The sequence below is a fragment of the Bradyrhizobium sp. 25ACV genome, from assembly GCF_054863005.1.
Genome location: NZ_JAVAYO010000004.1, coordinates 116061 through 133001, shown reverse-complemented (window position 1 = coordinate 133001; position 16941 = coordinate 116061). Strand labels below are relative to the sequence as shown.

Annotated in this window: 13 protein-coding genes; 1 reads left to right on the top strand and 12 read right to left on the bottom strand. The window is 64.7% G+C overall.

All coding sequences use genetic code 11. The annotated features are described in order from the left end of the window. Positions 1-2 precede the first annotated feature (2 nt). The gene (locus RAD04_RS10830; protein ID WP_461623779.1) at positions 3-1031 is read right to left on the bottom strand and encodes an alpha/beta hydrolase; all 1029 of its coding nucleotides are present in this window, start codon (positions 1029-1031) and stop codon (positions 3-5) included. A 22-nt stretch (positions 1032-1053) separates the two neighbouring features. Further along, the gene (gene tcuA, locus RAD04_RS10825; protein WP_461623778.1) at positions 1054-2445 is read right to left on the bottom strand and encodes an FAD-dependent tricarballylate dehydrogenase TcuA; all 1392 of its coding nucleotides are present in this window, start codon (positions 2443-2445) and stop codon (positions 1054-1056) included. Positions 2446-2599: 154 nt separating this feature from the next. Here tcuA and RAD04_RS10820 point away from each other — a divergent pair, with 154 nt between their 5' ends. Next, positions 2600-3283: a GntR family transcriptional regulator gene (locus RAD04_RS10820; protein ID WP_461623777.1), complete on the top strand. Its 684-nt coding sequence runs from the start codon at positions 2600-2602 to the stop codon at positions 3281-3283. A 9-nt stretch (positions 3284-3292) separates the two neighbouring features. Here RAD04_RS10820 and ybaK read toward each other — a convergent pair whose 3' ends face one another. The 10 genes from ybaK to mobB form a co-directional block, all read right to left on the bottom strand. After that, on the bottom strand, positions 3293-3766 hold the full coding sequence (gene ybaK, locus RAD04_RS10815; protein ID WP_461623776.1) for a Cys-tRNA(Pro) deacylase: 474 nt from the start codon (positions 3764-3766) through the stop codon (positions 3293-3295). A gap of 230 nt (positions 3767-3996) precedes the next feature. Then, positions 3997-6765, bottom strand: coding sequence for a formate dehydrogenase subunit alpha (fdhF, locus tag RAD04_RS10810; RefSeq protein WP_461623775.1), 2769 nt, complete (start codon positions 6763-6765; stop codon positions 3997-3999). Further along, positions 6762-8468 (bottom strand): NADH-ubiquinone oxidoreductase-F iron-sulfur binding region domain-containing protein, encoded by a 1707-nt coding sequence (locus RAD04_RS10805; RefSeq protein ID WP_461623774.1) that lies wholly within the window; start codon positions 8466-8468, stop codon positions 6762-6764. Before RAD04_RS10805 ends, fdhF begins: the two co-directional genes overlap by 4 nt. Positions 8469-8753: 285 nt before the next feature. Then, positions 8754-9035 carry a hypothetical protein gene (locus RAD04_RS10800; RefSeq protein WP_461623773.1) on the bottom strand — a complete coding sequence of 94 codons (282 nt, stop codon included), beginning with the start codon at positions 9033-9035 and terminating at the stop codon, positions 8754-8756. Positions 9036-9122: 87 nt separating this feature from the next. Beyond that, positions 9123-10775: an OFA family MFS transporter gene (locus tag RAD04_RS10795; RefSeq protein ID WP_461623772.1), complete on the bottom strand. Its 1653-nt coding sequence runs from the start codon at positions 10773-10775 to the stop codon at positions 9123-9125. A 347-nt stretch (positions 10776-11122) separates the two neighbouring features. Further along, entirely contained in the window at positions 11123-13147 is a 2025-nt protein-coding gene (locus tag RAD04_RS10790; RefSeq protein ID WP_461623771.1) for a sensor histidine kinase, read from the bottom strand. Next, positions 13140-14573 (bottom strand): sigma-54-dependent transcriptional regulator, encoded by a 1434-nt coding sequence (locus RAD04_RS10785; RefSeq protein ID WP_461623770.1) that lies wholly within the window; start codon positions 14571-14573, stop codon positions 13140-13142. Before RAD04_RS10785 ends, RAD04_RS10790 begins: the two co-directional genes overlap by 8 nt. 196 nt (positions 14574-14769) lie before the next feature. Further along, positions 14770-15003: a sulfurtransferase TusA family protein gene (locus tag RAD04_RS10780; RefSeq protein WP_091956259.1), complete on the bottom strand. Its 234-nt coding sequence runs from the start codon at positions 15001-15003 to the stop codon at positions 14770-14772. A gap of 45 nt (positions 15004-15048) precedes the next feature. Beyond that, entirely contained in the window at positions 15049-16305 is a 1257-nt protein-coding gene (locus tag RAD04_RS10775) for a molybdopterin molybdotransferase MoeA (RefSeq protein ID WP_461623769.1), read from the bottom strand. Positions 16306-16314: 9 nt separating this feature from the next. Continuing rightward, a complete protein-coding gene (mobB, locus tag RAD04_RS10770; RefSeq protein ID WP_461623768.1) occupies positions 16315-16842 on the bottom strand; it encodes a molybdopterin-guanine dinucleotide biosynthesis protein B in 528 nt (175 codons plus the stop codon). Between the last annotated feature and the right edge of the window lie 99 nt (positions 16843-16941).

The following is a 16941-nucleotide window of genomic DNA, read 5'->3' as shown; positions in this document are numbered from 1 at the left end:
CTTTACTTCGTCAGGCCCTTAGTCTCGAGCCATTTCTGGATCAGACCGGCGACCTCGAGGTTGTTCTTGTCCATCATCACCATATGCGAATTGCCCTTGATGCCGGCCTGCGGGAGATCGACGATGTCGACGCTGCCGCCGGCCGCCTTGATGGCGTCGGCAAAGGCGATGCCGTTGGCGCGGATCTTGGGCCAGCGCGAGTCGCGCTCGATATAGTCGCCATAGATGACGAGCGTCGGGATGTTCTTCAGCACATCCGCCTTGGCGGGATCGCCGATGCCGGCTGGCTCGATCGCGATCAGCGCCTTGACCTTGTCGGGCCGGGCTTGCGCCACCTTGAAGCCGAAGCTGCCGGCCTGGCTGTGGAACAGGATCACCGAGGGGCCGACGCGATCAATCTCTGCGATATAGGCAGCGACGATCGCATCATCCGTCGTGGTCCAGCGCGGCACGTTCTGTTTGACGAAATTCTCGTAGCCCTCGACGGGAAACTGGTTGCCCGGCAACAGCTTTCGCTTGGCGGGATCGGCATCGTAGGAGTTTGGCCCTTCGCCGATGCGGAAACGCTCGAAGGCATTGGCGGTGGTGAGGAAGACCGGCTCGCTCTTGAAGATGTCGGGGTATTGCGCCCAGCCAGCGCGCCCGCGCTCTACCGCGTCGGAATTATAGACCGACCATCCCTTGCGCAGAAAATAATTCAACCAGCCTTCGCGCCCGTCGGGCGTGGTCTCGTAGGTGACGCCGGTCAATCCGCCGCCATGCCACATCAGCAGCGGATAGGCGCCCTTCTCGTTGGCGGGAAGGAAATACTGCACGTACATCTGCTCGACCTGATACGTCCCGTTGGGATCGACCTTGGCCGGCACGCCGCCGGGCGTGAACACGACCTCCTTCACCGGCTTGCCGGAGATTTCGACGAGACGCCCGCCGACATGGAACGAACCCATGTCACGCAGGGTGATCGGCTCGGCGGCGTAGGCGTGGCTGACGGTCAACAGCGCCGTGATCGAAGCAATGGCAATGCGCGACATGGTTCCTCCCAGAGTTTCTTCTTTAGTTCTTCGCATGGCATGCCGCTTCCCGTCCCGCGATCCGTCCGAACACGCTGCCGATGGTCATGCCCATGCCGGCGGCATAACCCTTGCCGAGCACGTTGCCGGCCATGATCTCGCCGGCCGCGAACATGTTGCCTGAGGGCCTTCCGTCAGCCATCAGCATGCGCGCCTCCTTGTTCACGCGGGTGCCGAGATAGGTGAAGGTGATGCCGGGCCGCACCGGATAAGCGAGATAAGGCGGCGTCTCGATCTTGCGCGCCCAGTGCGTCTTGGGCGGCGTGATGCCCTCGGTCACACAGTCATCCAAGATCGTGTGGTCGAAAGTCCCGGGCCGCACCGCGGCGTTGAATTCGGTGATGGTCTTTTCCAGCGCGGCCGGGTCGAGCTCCAGCTTGCCGGCGAGTTCGGCGACGGTCTGTCCGGCGATCGGCGGAAACAGCGTCGGCATGAAGCTCGTGACCACGGTGGAGTCGAAGATGATGTAGGCGATCTGGTCGGGCTGCGCCGCGACCAGCCGGCCCCAGATCGCATAGCGCTTCGGCCAGATATCCTCGCCCTCGTCGTAAAAGCGTTGCGCGTGCTTGTTGACGACGATGCCGAACACCACGGAGTCATGACGCGTGATGATGCCGCCGTCGAATTTCGGCGCGCGGGCATCGATCGCGACCGCATGGCACTGGGTGGGATCACCGACCTCCTGCACACCCTTGTCGAGCAGCATCTTCAGGATCGAGCCGCGATTATAGGGCGTGCCGCGGATCAGGAAATTGTCGGCAGCCTCGCCCCAATATTGCTTCAGCCATTCGATGTTGGCCTCGAACCCGCCGGCCGCGGCGACCAGCGAGGTCGCGCGAATCTCGGTCTCGCCCCTGATCGGCCGTTTCAGGCGCGCGGCGAGGAACATGCCGTCCTCGATCACGAGGTCGGTGACCTCGGCGTCGTATTCGACGTCAACGCCGAGCCGCTCGGCAGTGAGATAGAGCGCATTCAGCATCGCGCGGCCGCCGCCGAGGAAGAAGGAATTGGTGCGGCCAAGGCTCAGCGTGCCGCCGAGCGAGGGCTGCCAGCGCACGCCCTGCTCCACGATCCAGTTCAGGATGTCCTTGGACTCGCGGATCATGTGGCGCGCGAGCACTTCATCCGTTTGCCCGCCGGTGACGCGCAACAGGTCTTCCCAGAATTCCTCTTCGGTATAGGGGCCGGTCAGGATTTCGGTTGCGGCATCATGGGCGCAACGCATGTTGCGGGTGTGGCGGGTGTTGCCGCCGCGATAGAATTTCGGCGCGCCTTCGAGCACCAGCACCGAGGCACCGCCGCGCCGTGCCGCGATCGCCGCGCACAGCGCCGCGTTGCCGCCGCCGATCACCAACACGTCGTATTTGCTGCCCATGCCGTCCGTCCGATGCGACGAAGTTGGAGACATTCTATCCGCCGGCGGCCCCGGTCAACCGCACCACCATTGCGTACTTTTGTATACAAAGATATACAAGTTCCGTGCAAGCGTCACCTCTGCATGGGCAGGATGCGCCTTGCTTCGAGGGAACATGGCGAGGCGGCCGGCAAAGACAGGCGGATCAATCGCGCGCGGCGGTGGCGTAGCGCTGGGCGAGGCCGTGTTCCGTTCGCTCTGCGAAGCGCTCCAGGCCGGCAACTACCGCGCCGGCGATCGCCTGCGCGAGGAAGAGGTCGCGCAGCGGCTCAAGGTCAGCCGCACCCCGGTGCGCGAAGCGCTCGGCCGGCTCGCCGCGCGCGGTTTCGTCGAGCCCGCCGGCGGCCGCGGGCTGATCGTACGCAATCTCGACATCTCCGAGGTGCTCGAGCTCTACGCCATGCGCGAGATCATGGAAGGCGCCGCGGCGCGCCTCGCCGCCGAACACGCTTCGGCGCCCGAGGTCGATGCGCTCCGGGATATCGAGCAGGCTTTTGTCGAAACTCCCGCGGCGGACGCGGCCGAGATGGCAAGGCTCAATCGCAGCTTCCACGAGGCCATCTGCCGGGCCGCGCGCAACCGCTATCTCGACAACGCTTCGCGGGAATTGCAGGACTGGATCGCCCTGCTCGGCCCGACCACCTTCACGGTATCGGGCCGCCCCTCAGCCAGCCATGGCGAGCACCAGGCGATGATCGACGCGATCGACGCGCGCGACGGCGACAAGGCCGAGCAGCTTGCGAGGGCGCATATCCGCGAGGCGCTACGCTGCCGGCTCAAGCTGCTGCAGAAGCAATAGACAAGCCGCTCACGCCAGCACGTCAGCCACGACCGCCTTCAAGACATCCCGCACATCGGCCGGCCTCAGCCGCACCTGCAACCCGCGTTGGCCGCCATTGAGATAGACCTGATCATGGGCGAGTGCGCTCTGCTCGATCACGGTGCGCACGGGCTTGCGCTGACCGAACGGGCTGATGCCGCCGACCTTGTAGCCGGTGACGCGCTCGGCCTCGGGAGGCTTCATCATCTGCGCCGACTTGCCGCTCGCGGCCGCTGCAAGCTTCTTCATCGAGACCTCCTGGTCGGACGGCACGATCACGCAGACCGGCTTGCCATCGACCAGCGCCATCAGCGTCTTGAGGACGCGCGCCGGGTCTTCGCCCAGCGCGGCCGCCGCCTGGAGCCCGATGCTCTCGGCATCAGGATCGTACTCGTAGGTGTGAACGGTGAAGGCAACACCGGCGGCTTCAAGCGCACGGGTGGCTGGGGTGGCTTTGGACATGGGCGATGTGTAGCACCGGTGCGGCGGAGAACGAAGTCGAACACCACGCTCTCAGCCGTCGTCCTGGCGAAAGCCAGGACCCATTATCCCAGGGAGGAATTTGGCGAAGATTAGTGGTGCGCGGTACTGCGACCGTCTGCAATCGATGGATCACGCGGTATGGGTCCTGGCTTTCGCCAGGACGACACCGAGGGTTTGGCAGCAACGCGCCGCCAAACGAATACCGAACCCTACTCCGCCGCGTCCCGCATTTCCACGCGTTCGGCTCTGGCCGCGCAGAACTTGAACTCCGGGATCTTGCCGAATGGATCGAGCGCCGGGTTGGTCAACAGGTTGGCCGCTGCTTCTGCGTAGCAGAACGGCATGAACACCATGTTCTCCGGCACGTCGCGGTCCGAGCGCACCTTGACCTCGACCGCGCCGCGGCGGGTCTCCAGGCGAATGAAATCGCCCGGCACCAGCTTCTTCTTGCGCATGTCCTTCGGCGACATGAACGCGACCGCCTCGGGCTCGATCTGGTCGAGCACCTGCGCGCGACGGGTCATCGAACCGGTGTGCCAGTGCTCCAGCACGCGGCCGGTCGACAGCACCATCGGATATTCTGCGTCGGGGATCTCGTCCGGCGGGATGACCTTGGCCGGCACGATCTTGCCGCGGCCGCTCGCGGTCGGGAATCCCGTGGTGAAGATGATCTCGTTGCCGGGCTTGTTGGGATCGTCGACCGGATAGGTCACCGCGCCTTCGCGGACCAGCCGCTCCCAGGTGATGTTCTTCAGCGAGGGCATCAGCTCTGCCATCTCGGTGAACACGTCGCCGGGGCCAGAATAATTCCATGGCAGGCCCATGCGCTTGCCGATCTCCTGGATGATCCAGAGATCCTGCCGTGCATCGCCGGGCGGCTTGATCACCTGGCGCGCGAGCTGCACGCGGCGATCGGTGTTGGTGAAGGAGCCGTCCTTCTCCGCGAACGCCGAAGCCGGCAGGATGACGTCGGCATGGAACGCGGTCTCGGTGACGAAGAGATCCTGCACCACGAGATGATCGAGCATGGCGAGTGCCTGGCGCGCATGCTGCAGATCCGGATCGGACATCGCGGGGTTCTCACCCTCGATATACATGCCCGTGATCTCGCCGGCGTGGATCGCATTCATGATCTCGACCACGGTCAGGCCGCGGACGGGATCGAGATCCTGCTGCCACAGCTTTTCGAAGCTGCCGCGCAGATCGTCGCGACCAACCGGCTGATAGTCCGGCAGGAACATCGGGATCAGGCCGGCGTCGGAGGCGCCCTGCACGTTGTTCTGGCCGCGCAGCGGATGCAGGCCGGTGCCGGGACGGCCGACCTGGCCGGTGATCAGCGCCAGCGCAATCAGGCAGCGCGCATTGTCGGTGCCGTGGACATGCTGGCTGATGCCCATGCCCCAGAAGATGATTGACGATTTTGCGCGGGCATAGGTTCGCGCGACCTCGCGCAAGGTTTGCGCCGGGATGCCGCAGATCGCTTCCATCTTCTCCGGCGTGAATTCCTTGATCTTCTCCTTGAGGTCCTCGAAGCCTTCGGTGTAGCCGGCGATGTACTGGTCGTCGGTCAGGCCTTCGGTGATGATCGTATTGATCATCGCGTTCAGCATGGCGACGTCGGAGCCGGGCTTGAACTGCAGATGCTTGGTCGCGTGGCGCGACAGCGTCTGCCGGCGGGGATCCATCACGAACAGCTTTGCGCCGTTCTGCTTGACCGCGTTCTTGATGAAGGTCGCGGCGACCGGATGGTTCACGGTCGGGTTGGCGCCGATCACGATGATCACCTCGGCATCCATCGCAGCCGAGAAAGGCGCCGACACCGCGCCCGAGCTCAGGCCTTCGAAGAGCGCCGCCACCGACGAGGCGTGGCACAGACGGGTGCAATGGTCGACGTTGTTGGAGCCGAAGCCGGTGCGCACCAGCTTCTGGAACAGATAGGCCTCTTCGTTCGAGCCCTTGGCCGAGCCGAAGCCCGCCAGCGCCTTCACGCCCTTCTCGTCGCGGATCTTGACGAGGCCCTTGGCGGCGATGTCGAGCGCTTCCTCCCAGCTCGCTTCACGGAAATGCGTGAAGGGATTGGCGGGATCGACCTGGTCGTTGGAATCCTTCTTCGCGTTCGGCAGCCGCACCAGCGGTTTGGTCAGGCGATGCGGGTGGTGGATGTAGTCGAAGCCGAAGCGGCCCTTCACACAAAGACGATTGCGATTGGCGGGGCCGTCGCGGCCCTCCGCGTAGATCACCTTCTCGTCCTTGACCTCGTAGGTCACCTGACAGCCGACGCCGCAGAACGGGCAGAGCGAATCCACCTTCTTGTCGGCGTAGGTGACACGGGTCTGCTTCTCGTCGAGCATCACGGCCGGCATCAACGCGCCGGTTGGGCAAGCCTGCACGCATTCGCCGCAGGCGACGCAGGTGGACTCGCCCATGGGATCGTCGAAGTCGAACACGATCTTCGAGCCATGGTTGCGATAGGCCATGCCGATGACGTCGTTGACCTGGACCTCGCGGCAGGCGCGCACGCACAAGCCGCACTGGATGCAGGCGTCGAGGTTGACGCGCATCGCCGGATGGCTGGCGTCGGTTGCCCAGCGCTCGGCGGCGGGGAAGCGGCTCTCTGTGACGCCTGTCGTCTCGGCCCAGTGCCAGAACTTCGAATCCGGATCGTGGCTGGTCTCGCGCGCCGGCTGGTCGGCGACGAGCAGCTCCATCACCATCTTCTGCGCCGACACCGCGCGCGCGGACTCCGACTTCACCTTCATGCCGACCGACGGCGTGCGCTTGCAGGATGCAGCGAGCACGCGCTCGCCCTCGATCTCGACCATACAGGCGCGGCAATTGCCGTCAGGCCGATAGTCGGGCGCGGGCGAGTAGCACAGATGCGGAATCTCGCGGCCCTGGCGTTTTGCGACTTGCCAGATTGTCTCGCCGGGATTGGCTTCGACCTGCTTGCCGTCGAGCTCGAAGGTAATCTTGGTCATTCGGCCGCTTCCTTGAACTCGTCAGGGAAATATTTGATCACGGTGGCCAGCGGATTCGATGCCGCCTGTCCAAGCCCGCAAATCGAGGCATCGCGCATCGCCTGGCTCAATTCTTCCAGAAGAGCGCGGTTCCACACCGGCTTCTGCATCAGCAGCGCCGCCTTCTGGGTTCCGACGCGGCACGGCGTGCACTGGCCGCAGCTCTCGTCCTCGAAGAACTTCATCAGGTTCAATGCCGCCGCACGCACGCTGTCCTTTTGCGACAGGATCACGATCGCGGCCGAGCCGATGAAGCAGCCGTATTTCTCAAGCGTGCCGAAATCGAGCGGGATGTCGTCCATCGACGCCGGCAGGATGCCGCCGGATGCGCCGCCCGGCAGGTAGGCGTAGAATTGATGGCCATCGGCCATGCCGCCGCAATATTCGTCGATCAACTCGCGCACGGTAATGCCCGCGGGCGCGAGCTTCATGCCGGGATTCTTGACGCGGCCCGAGACCGAGAAGCTGCGCAGGCCATGACGCTCGTGGCGGCCATTGCCCTTCCACCAATCAGCACCCTTCTCGACGATGTCGCGCACCCACCACAGCGTCTCGATGTTGTTGATCAGCGTCGGCAGGCCGAACAGGCCGACCTGGAACGGATAAGGCGGCTTGTGCCGGGGCAGGCCACGCTTGCCCTCGATGCTTTCGAGCAGCGACGATTCCTCGCCGCAGATATAGGCGCCGGCGCCGCGGCGCATGTGCAGCGTCGGGCCGCCCGGCGGGAGCTTTGCGATCTCGCGCTCCAGGATCTCGCGCGAGGCCGGATATTCGTCGCGCAGGTAGATGTAGACGTCGGAGGCCTGCACCACATGCGCGCCGATCAGCATGCCCTCGATGAAGCGATGCGGGTCGCTTTCGAGATAGACGCGATCCTTGAACGTGCCGGGCTCGCCCTCGTCGCCGTTGATCGCCATCAGCCGCGGACCGGGCTCGCCAAGCACGGCGCGCCATTTCCGTCCCGTCGGGAAGCCGGCGCCGCCAAGGCCGCGCAGCGAAGCATCGTCGAGCGATTTCAAAAGATTGTCGGTCGACAGTTCGCCCGAGCGCAGGCGGCCCAGCAGCTTGTAGCCGCCGCCCGCGACGTAGGCCTCGTAGCCGATATAGTTGGGCAGATGCGCGTGAGTGTCGCCGGCCTTCGCCGCCGCCATCACATTGGCGACGGTCGCATGATCGACGAAATTGTGCCCGACCTCGGCTGCCGGCGCAGTATCACAACGACCGACGCAGGGCGCGCGCACCACACGGATGCCAGGGCCGCTTGCGCTTTGCAGATCCTCGAGCAGCTTCTCACCGCCGAGCATCGCACAGGTCAGGGAGTCACAGACGCGGATCGTCAGCGGGGCGATATCCGGCTCGCCTTCCTTCACCACGTCGAAATGCGCGTAGAACGTCGCGGTCTCGAACACTTCGGCGAAGGCGAGCTTCATCTCGTCGGCGAGCGCAGCCAGATGCGCGGCCGAGATCTGATGATATCTGTCCTGGATCAGGTGCAGATATTCGATCAGGAGATCACGCCGCCACGGCCTGTCGCCGAGCAGCTGCTCGATCTCGTGCGCGGCGGTGGGATCGACCTGCCGCCCCTTGGGCGTGGCCTTGGCTCGCTTGCGTCCCTCACCGGGATGCTCGAACGGGCGGACCTTGTGCACGTCGTCGTGGCTCATCGATTCGTCTCGATCTCGTCTTTTAGAACGACTCCAGTTCTAGCTCCTGGCATGCCAGATGCCAAGCAAATTATCATGCTCACGGAAGCAGTTAAGCGCAGCCCAAGGGCAACCCTGGATCGCTGCCCGGACACGGCCTTGCGTTCGTCCAACGCGCCAATCGATAGAACGAAGCCTGAATTGGTCGGGAGATCAATAAAGGCTTCCTATGCTGCGATAGCGAAATCGTATCGATCTCCGCTCCGAGGCTGCAGGTGACCTCTCCGTGCCCCGATGCTGACGGGGTCAGCTCTTGCCCATGCACTCCTCGATATAGAACCAGCGATCGTCGCCCGCGAGGCCCTTGGCCTTCACGTCCTTGCGGCACTCCTTAAGCTTCGGCTTGTTGGCGATCCACTTGGCCTTCATGTCCTTGAGCTTCTGCGCGGTCAGCTTGATCTTGCCGGGCTTGGCCCCGGTCGAGGCGGGCGGCGTTGCGGCCGGTGCAGCGGCGGTCTGTGCGGATGCGGATTGCAGGGCGCCGGCAACGAGCAGCATGGCGGCGACACAAACGAGCTTACGAACCATCGAATTCCCCCAGGGGTGATCTTGAACTGTCGAAATGACCGGCGGGAGCGCGCGCATGGCGCGCTCCCGCTCGCGACGAATGGGCGATCAGAATATCTTGACCGCGCTCTCCAGCGTCTTCCAGACACCCCAAGCCAAGGGAACGCCGACGAAGGCCCAGAATAGCGCCGCCTTGGCGTCGAGCCCGCCAAATCCGATGCCGTAGGAGCCGTGCGGCCCCGCGGCAGCGGCGCTGGCGCTCGCCGCCTGCAACTTCGCGACGTCGGCCTCCTTCATGTGCCACTTCGAATCGACCGGCTTGACCAGATAGTTGCAGATCAGGCCCGCGATCAGCATCGCGCACAGGATGTACATGGTCGTGTTGTAGAGCTGGTCGCGCGGCACGCCGGCCGCGAGCTGGAACTCGCGGATGTAGTTCACGACCACCGGGCCGATGATGCCGGCCGTCGACCACGCCGTCAGCAGCCGGCCATGGATGGCGCCGACGAACTGGGTGCCGAACATGTCGGCGAGATAGGCCGGCACCGTGGCGAAGCCACCGCCATACATCGACAGGATGATGCCGAAGCCGAGCACGAACAGCAGCTTCGAGCCCATCGCCGCGAAGGTCGGCGCCAGTGCGTAGAGCACGATGCCGAGGATGAAGAAGGTGTAATAGGTGTTCTTGCGCCCGATCTTGTCAGACAGCGACGCCCAGAAGAAACGGCCGCCGATGTTGAACAGCGACAGCAATCCGGCGAAGCCGGCGGCGATCGCCGCGATCTGCGCCTTCTGCCCGGCATCGAGCGCGTTGAAACCGACGTCCGGCAGGCCGATCAGCTTGCCGCCGAAGATCTCCTGGAGCATCGGCGAGGCCATGCCGATCACGCCGATACCCGCCGACACATTGAGGCAGAGCACCCACCAGATCAGCCAGAACTGCGGGGTCTTGTGCGCGTCGTTGAGATGGACGTTGTTCTTCGAGATCATCGCGTTGGCCTTGACCGGCGGGGTCCAGCCCTCGGGCTGCCAGCCGGGCGGCGGCAGGCGATAGCGGAATGCGCCGATCATCATGAACACGAAGTAGATGACGCCCATCGCGACGAAGGTCTCCCAGACGCCGACCGAACTCGGGGTCTTGAAATAGTTCATCAGCAGGTTCGCCAGCGGCGCGCCGATCATGGCGCCGCCGCCGAAGCCCATGATGGCCATGCCGGTCGCCATGCCGCGGCGGTCCGGGAACCACTTCACCAGCGTCGACACCGGCGAGATGTAGCCAAGGCCGAGGCCGATGCCGCCGATCACGCCCGATCCCAGCCACAACAGCCACAACTGATGGGTGTAGACGCCGATCGCACCGAGGAAGAGTCCGCCGCACCAGCACAGCGCCGAGACGAAGCCGGCCTTGCGCGGACCCACTCGCTCCAGCCAGCCGCCCCACACCGCCGCGGCGATGCCGAGCAGCACGAAGAACAGCGTGTACATCCAGCCCATGCTGGCGACCTTCCAGTCGCAGCTGGTCGTGAACAGCTCCTGCAACAGCGAAATGTCGCCGCAGGTCTTCGGCGCGGTCACGCCGATCGCGCGCGACAGCGGCAGCCAGAACACCGAAAAGCCGTAGGCCATGCCGATGCAGAGATGAATGCACAGCGCCGCCGGCGGCACTAGCCAGCGATTGAAGCCGGCGGTCGCGATCGTGCGTTCACGATCGAGGAAGCCGGAAGCACCAACCGGTGCAAGAACTGTATCGGCAGTCGTCATAAGCATTCCCTCCCAAGCGCGGCCTTGCCGGCACATCGGTTTGAGACCTGTCGTTTGCGTGCTTGGCAGCCGCGCATGACAGGTCGGACTTCATTCATGCCGAAGTGGAATCGTCTGGTGCGCATCCGTCTTGTGCGCCGGGCAAGCAACTGATCGCGGGCGATGTCCCTTCGCCTCGCAAGCAGCGTTGCCGTGACGGCTATCGCGCCCTCGTCCCCCTCAACACCCTGTCTTTGAGAAAAGCAACGCGCGTGCCAGAAGTCGCATCGTGACGATTCAACGACTTCCCGCAGCGCAACGTGCCGCGCCGGACAGAATGTCCTGAATCCCTCGGACAAAATGTCCAATCAGGTCGCTTCGGGCAGCCACATCGTGAAGGTGCTTCCGGAACCGAGGTGGCTTTCGGCCGTGATCTGTCCGCCCTGGCGCTTGATCAGCGTCTGGCTGATGGAGAGGCCCAGTCCGGTGCCTTGCCGCCGTTTCGTGGTGTAGAAGGGGTCGAATATCTTTTCGATCACGTCTGCGCTCATGCCGATGCCGGTATCAGTGACCTCGATGGCGACGCCTTGATGGCCGTCGCGCTCGGCATCGAAGGAGCGGAGCGTCAGGGTTCCGCCGTCCGGCATGGCGTGGATCGCGTTGACGATGAGATTGACCAGGACCTGCTGCAGCTCGTTCCGGTTCATCAGCACGAGCCGGCCGGCGCGGTCGTCCCGGACCACGGCGATCTCGGTCTTGTTCAGAAGATGCTGTACCAGCGGCAGACAATCGGAGATGACGCTTGTCGGCGCATGGCGCTCGACATAGCCGGCATATTCCTCCGGCCTTGCAAACTGCAACAGCTTGGTCACGATCTGGCTGATGCGGTGAATCTGCTCGTCGAGCAGGCGAAACTCGACCTTCGCCTTGTCGGCATCGGCCCCGAACACGCTGCGGATGACGTCGAGATTGCCCTGCATCACCGCGATCGGATTGTTGATTTCGTGCGCAACGCCGGCGGTGATCTCGCCGATCGCAGCCAGCTTCTCGGACATGATGAGCTGCTTGGTGGTTGCCTCGAGCTTGAGATTGGCGTGCTCAAGGTCCCGGGTGCGCTCCAGCACGCGGACGTTCAGTTCCTCATTCCATTCCCGGAGCTGCCGGTCGCGTTCCTGGATCTGGTCGAGCAGGCTGTCGAGATGAACCGCGACGCGGCCGATCTCGTCACCCAACACCGGCATCTTGGTGCGGGCGGAGAGGTTCCCGCGCTCCACCTCGCCGATCGTCGCCGTGACGCGCTCCAGCGGCATGAAGATGGAGGTCGCCCAGCGCAGGAAGATCGGTACGGTCGCGGCGGTGATCGCGATGAACGCTGCGATGATGATCACCAACGTCTGGTATTTGGCTTCGCTGAACGGCTTCTCCAGAAAGCCGACATAGAGCATGCCGACCCGCTTGCCATAGCTGTCGACCAGCGGCTCGTAGGCGGAGATGTACCAGTCATTGACCACGAAAGCACTGTCGAGCCAGGTGTGCCCCTCGCCCAGCACGGCCGAGCGCACCGCCGCCGACACGCGCGTGCCGAGCGCGCGCCGTCCCTCGAACAGACGGACGTTGGTCGATATCCGCACGTCGTCCAGGAACAGCGTCGCGGTGCCCTGGCTGCCCTCCGGCAGGCTCGCTGCGCGGTAGACGAGATCGTTGATCGTGTCGATGAATTCGAGATTCTGGTTGAGCAGCGTGCCGCCGACCAGCGCAGCGGCGCCCCCGTCAGGCAGCATCGCCCGGCTCGCCGCGTGCACGACCATGCCGCGCGTCTCCATGCTGCGGTCGGTCGGCACCGCATTCGGGGTCGGCACGAGGTCCAATCGCGCGCGCTCGGCCAGGGCCGGCGAAATTGCGGCCAGCTCGTCATTGCCGAAAATATCGACGCCGGTCGCAGGGACCTGCCCCGACAGCGCCGACATGATGATCGGCCAGTCGCCTCTCGGTTGATGCTGCAGCGGGGGCGATGAGGCCAGAACGTCGCCGCGATCGTTGGTCAGGTACAGGAAATCGAGACCGATCTCCTTGCGGGTCTCGTCGAGCAGGTCCTGCAGCGAGCCGCGCGCATCCGGCGCCAGCACCTCCTGGAAGCGGGCCGACAGGCCGAGCGCCCGGATCTGGACGCCGGTCTTTTCCAGGATGCGGGCGAGATATTGATGGGCGATGGTGAGATCGCCGTTCACCTTGGAGATCAGGGCCGCGTCGAATTTCGCGTTCCAGCGGTAGATTGCAACGCCGAGCAGGAGCGGCAGGATGACCAGCATCGGCAGCAGAGCGATCGCGAGCAACCGGAAGCGGACGGAGCGTCCCCGCACGAGCTCACCGCTGCGGCGCGCACCATCAGACATCCCATAACGCGCATTTGCGGTCGATGGTCTTGCGCGAGATACCGAGGCGCCGAGCCGCCTCCTCGCGATTGCCATTGACCTCCTTCAGCACGCCGAGGATGTGACGTCGCTCGAGCTCGGCGAGACTGTCAGCGGGCGTCGACTGACCGTCGTTGCGGGGACCGGCGAAATCGTCGGGGAAGGCGCCGAGGATCAGCGTGCGCTCGATCAAATTGCGCAGCTCGCGCACATTGCCCGGCCAGTCATAGCTTGCGAGCGCCGCCCGCACCGAGGCGTCGATCGGCACCGGCGGCATGCCGAGCTGAGTCGACAGCTTGCTCATGAAGATGGCGGCAAGCTCCTGCACGTCATCGCCGCGATCCTTCAGGAGCGGCAGGTGGATCTGCATCACGTTGAGCCGGTAGAACAGATCGGCTCGGAAGCGGCCCTTCTCGACCTCTTTCTGAAGCTCGGCATTGGTTGCGAAGATGAAGCGCAGGTCGACTGGAACTTCACGCTCGGAGCCAACCGGACGGACGCGGCGGTCTTCGAGCACGCGAAGCAGCTTGCTCTGCATCGGCAGCGGCAGCTCCCCGATCTCGTCGAGGAACAGAGTGCCGCCATGCGCATACAGGAACAAGCCCTCACGCCCCGAATCGGCGCCGGTGAAGGCGCCCTTGATGTGCCCGAACAGCTCCGCCTCGATCATCTCGGGCGGAATCGCCGCGCAATTGACGGGCACGAAGGGCTTGTCGGCGCGATCGGACAGCGAGTGGATCGAGCGCGCTGCCACCTCCTTGCCGGTACCGGATGCGCCGGTGAGGAGAACCGAGGTCGGCAGGCGTGCGACGCGCGCGATGGTCTCGCGCACGCGCAGCGTCGCTGCCGATTGTCCGATCAGATTGTCGCGCAGAAAGGTGCGGTCGGACGAGGCACGCAGGGCATAGCGCAGGACATAGTTCTCGCGCTGGAGGCGGACACGGTCGAGGCATCGTGCCACCGCGTTGAGGATCTGGTTGGAGCGGAATGGCTTGAGCACGAAATCGGCCGCACCGGCGCGCAGGGCCTGGATCGCGGTGTCGAGGTCGGCATAAGCGGTGATCAGGATGGCGTCGGCGAAAAAGCCGACGGCGCGCTGCTCGGCGAGCCAATCGACGCCGTTCTTGCCTGGCATGATGTTGTCGAGAATGACGACGTCGTAGCGGTTGGAATCGAGCTTGCGCGAGGCCTGGTCGGTATCGGCCGCTTCGTCCACCAGCTTGCAGCGCGGCGCAAGCGTACGCACCAGGAAATTGCGCATGCCCGGCTCGTCGTCGACGATCAGGATCGAGGCCTGCGCCAGCGCGCCGAACTCCGGCCCTGCAGCCGTCTTGCCGGGCTTGACGGCAGGCTCGCGGCCCGCCGCGGGACCTGCGGCAGCGCTTGCCCTCGATGTTGAGAAAGTCATGCCCGACGTCTTTGAGAGTCTTGGGTTTGAGGGTCTTGGGATTGAGGGTCTTGGGTTTGAGAGACTTGGGTTTGAGAGTCTTGGGTTTGAGCTCATCCACGGCACCAATCGGCGCCTTTCGCATTGCAGCGAAGTTCCGGCCGTGTCCCGCGCAGGCCAACATAGTCAAACGTCGCCGCCGTGAATATTCGCCTTTCTACGGGGCGTCGCTCTTTTCGACCAGGAACACGATGCGCGCCTCGTTGCGCTCGGTGATCTCGACCTTGTCGCCGGTCTCGCGGATCAGGTTCGGAATGTCAATCACCGACAAGGGATCGGTGCAGTGGACCTCGAGCTGATCGCCCGGCTGTAACGGCTTCAACGCCTTGCGCGTCTTCAGGGCGGGCAGCGGACATTTCAGTCCGGTGAGATCGAGCGTCATTCTGGTCATGGGCGCAACATGGCGGGACCGATCGATGGCGTCAACGCAAGGCCGCTAGAGCAGATCGGCGTAGGACAAAAAGCCTACGTCCTGCCCCGGCTCGACGCCCGTGACGCTCTCACGGAGCTCGACGAGACCGTCGGTCTCGACCAGCGAGGACAACAGCCCGGCCCCTTCGCGCGGGAACTTCACCGCCTCCAGCGTGCCGTCCTGCGCCCGCCGCAAGGAGACGCGAACATATTCGCGCCGGCCCGCCTTCTTCTTGTAGGTGAAAGCCGCCCGCAAGGGGATCGGCAGAAGCGGCTCCGGCAGGCCACCGGCGAGCGCCAGCACCGTCGGTCGCACCACATGGACGAAGGTGACGAAGCTCGCGACGGGATTGCCGGGCAATCCGATCAGCGGCGTGCCGTCGATGATACCCATTGCCACGGGACGGCCAGGCTTGATCGCCATCCGCCACAGCACCAGCGAGCCGATGCTCTCGACCGCCGCCTTGACGTGGTCCTCCTCGCCGGTCGAGACGCCGCCGGTGGTGAGGATCAGGTCATGATCACCCGCCACCTGCTTCAAGCCATTACCGAGCGAAGTCCGCTCGTCGCGCAAGATGCCGAGATCGCTGACCTCGCAGCCGAGCCGGCGCAGCATCGCCATCAGCATGAAGCGGTTGGAATCGAACAATTGCGAGGCCGCGCGCGGCTCGCCGGGCGAGGCCAACTCGTCGCCGGTCGAGAACACCGCAACGCGAATGCGCCTGATGACGTCGAGACTGACAAGACCGAACGCGGCGGCGAGCGCGACATGCTGCGGCCGCAAGCGCTGGCCGGTGCGCAGCGCGATGTGCCCCTTCGGGATGTCCTCGCCGGCGGGGCGGACATTGGCGCCGGGCTTCAGCCCCGGCGGCAGCACGATCCTGCCGGAATCGTCGATGCGGACGTCCTCCTGCATGAAGACGGTTTCGGCATCCGGCGGCATCGGCGCGCCCGTGAAAATGCGCGCGGTATGGCCGGGCTTGATCGGCGCCTGTGCGAGGCCGCCGGCCTGGATGCGGCCGTCGAGCGGGAACGCCCGCTCCGCGCCTTCAGGAATGTCGCCGTTGCGCACGGCGTAGCCGTCGACGGCCGAGTTGGTGAAGGGCGGCAGCGGCAGGGGCGCTGCGACATCGCGCGCCAGCACACGCCCGTCTGCGTCGACCAGCGCCACCGTCTCCAGATCGGCGATCGCATTGACGCGCGTCGTGATCAGGCCAACGGCCTCGTCGACCGACATCATCGGGCCGCCGAAGGCAAAGCAATCGTCCGACAGTTGCGCCATGGTGCCTCGTCAGCGCATCGCAGCGCTTCTAGCGACCGCTTCCTCGACCGGCATCGCCGCGCGCAGCATCAATGCTGCGGCTGCCGCGATATCGTCGAGATGGACAGTCGGCAGCTTGGTGTCAATGGCGGTGTCGGCCGCGATCCCGGCAATCCCGGGATCGTCGGGAAACAGCAACGGCTTGCCGTTCGCCGCGCGATGCACCTCGATCTTGCGATGCGGCTCACGCTTGAAGCCCTCGACCACGACGAGATCGACCGCAGAAAGCTTGCCCAAGAGTTCCGGCAACCGCGGCTCCGCCGCTCCGCGCAGTTCGTGCATCAGGGCCCAGCGGTTTGACGACGCAACCAGCACCTCGGCCGCGCCTGCCTCGCGATGGCGCCAGGAATCCTTCCCGGGCACATCGACGTCGAACTGGTGATGCGCATGCTTGATGACCGAGACGCGCAGCCCTTGCGCGTTGAAATGCGGGATCAGCCGCGTCAACAGCGTGGTCTTGCCCGCACCGCTCCAGCCTGCAAGGCCGATGACTTTCATTCCAGCTCCGTCTCCACGAGCGACTTGGCTCCTGATGGAACCACTCTCTCCTCCGTCATTGCGAGCGCAGCGAAGCAATCCAGAAATGTATCCGCGGTG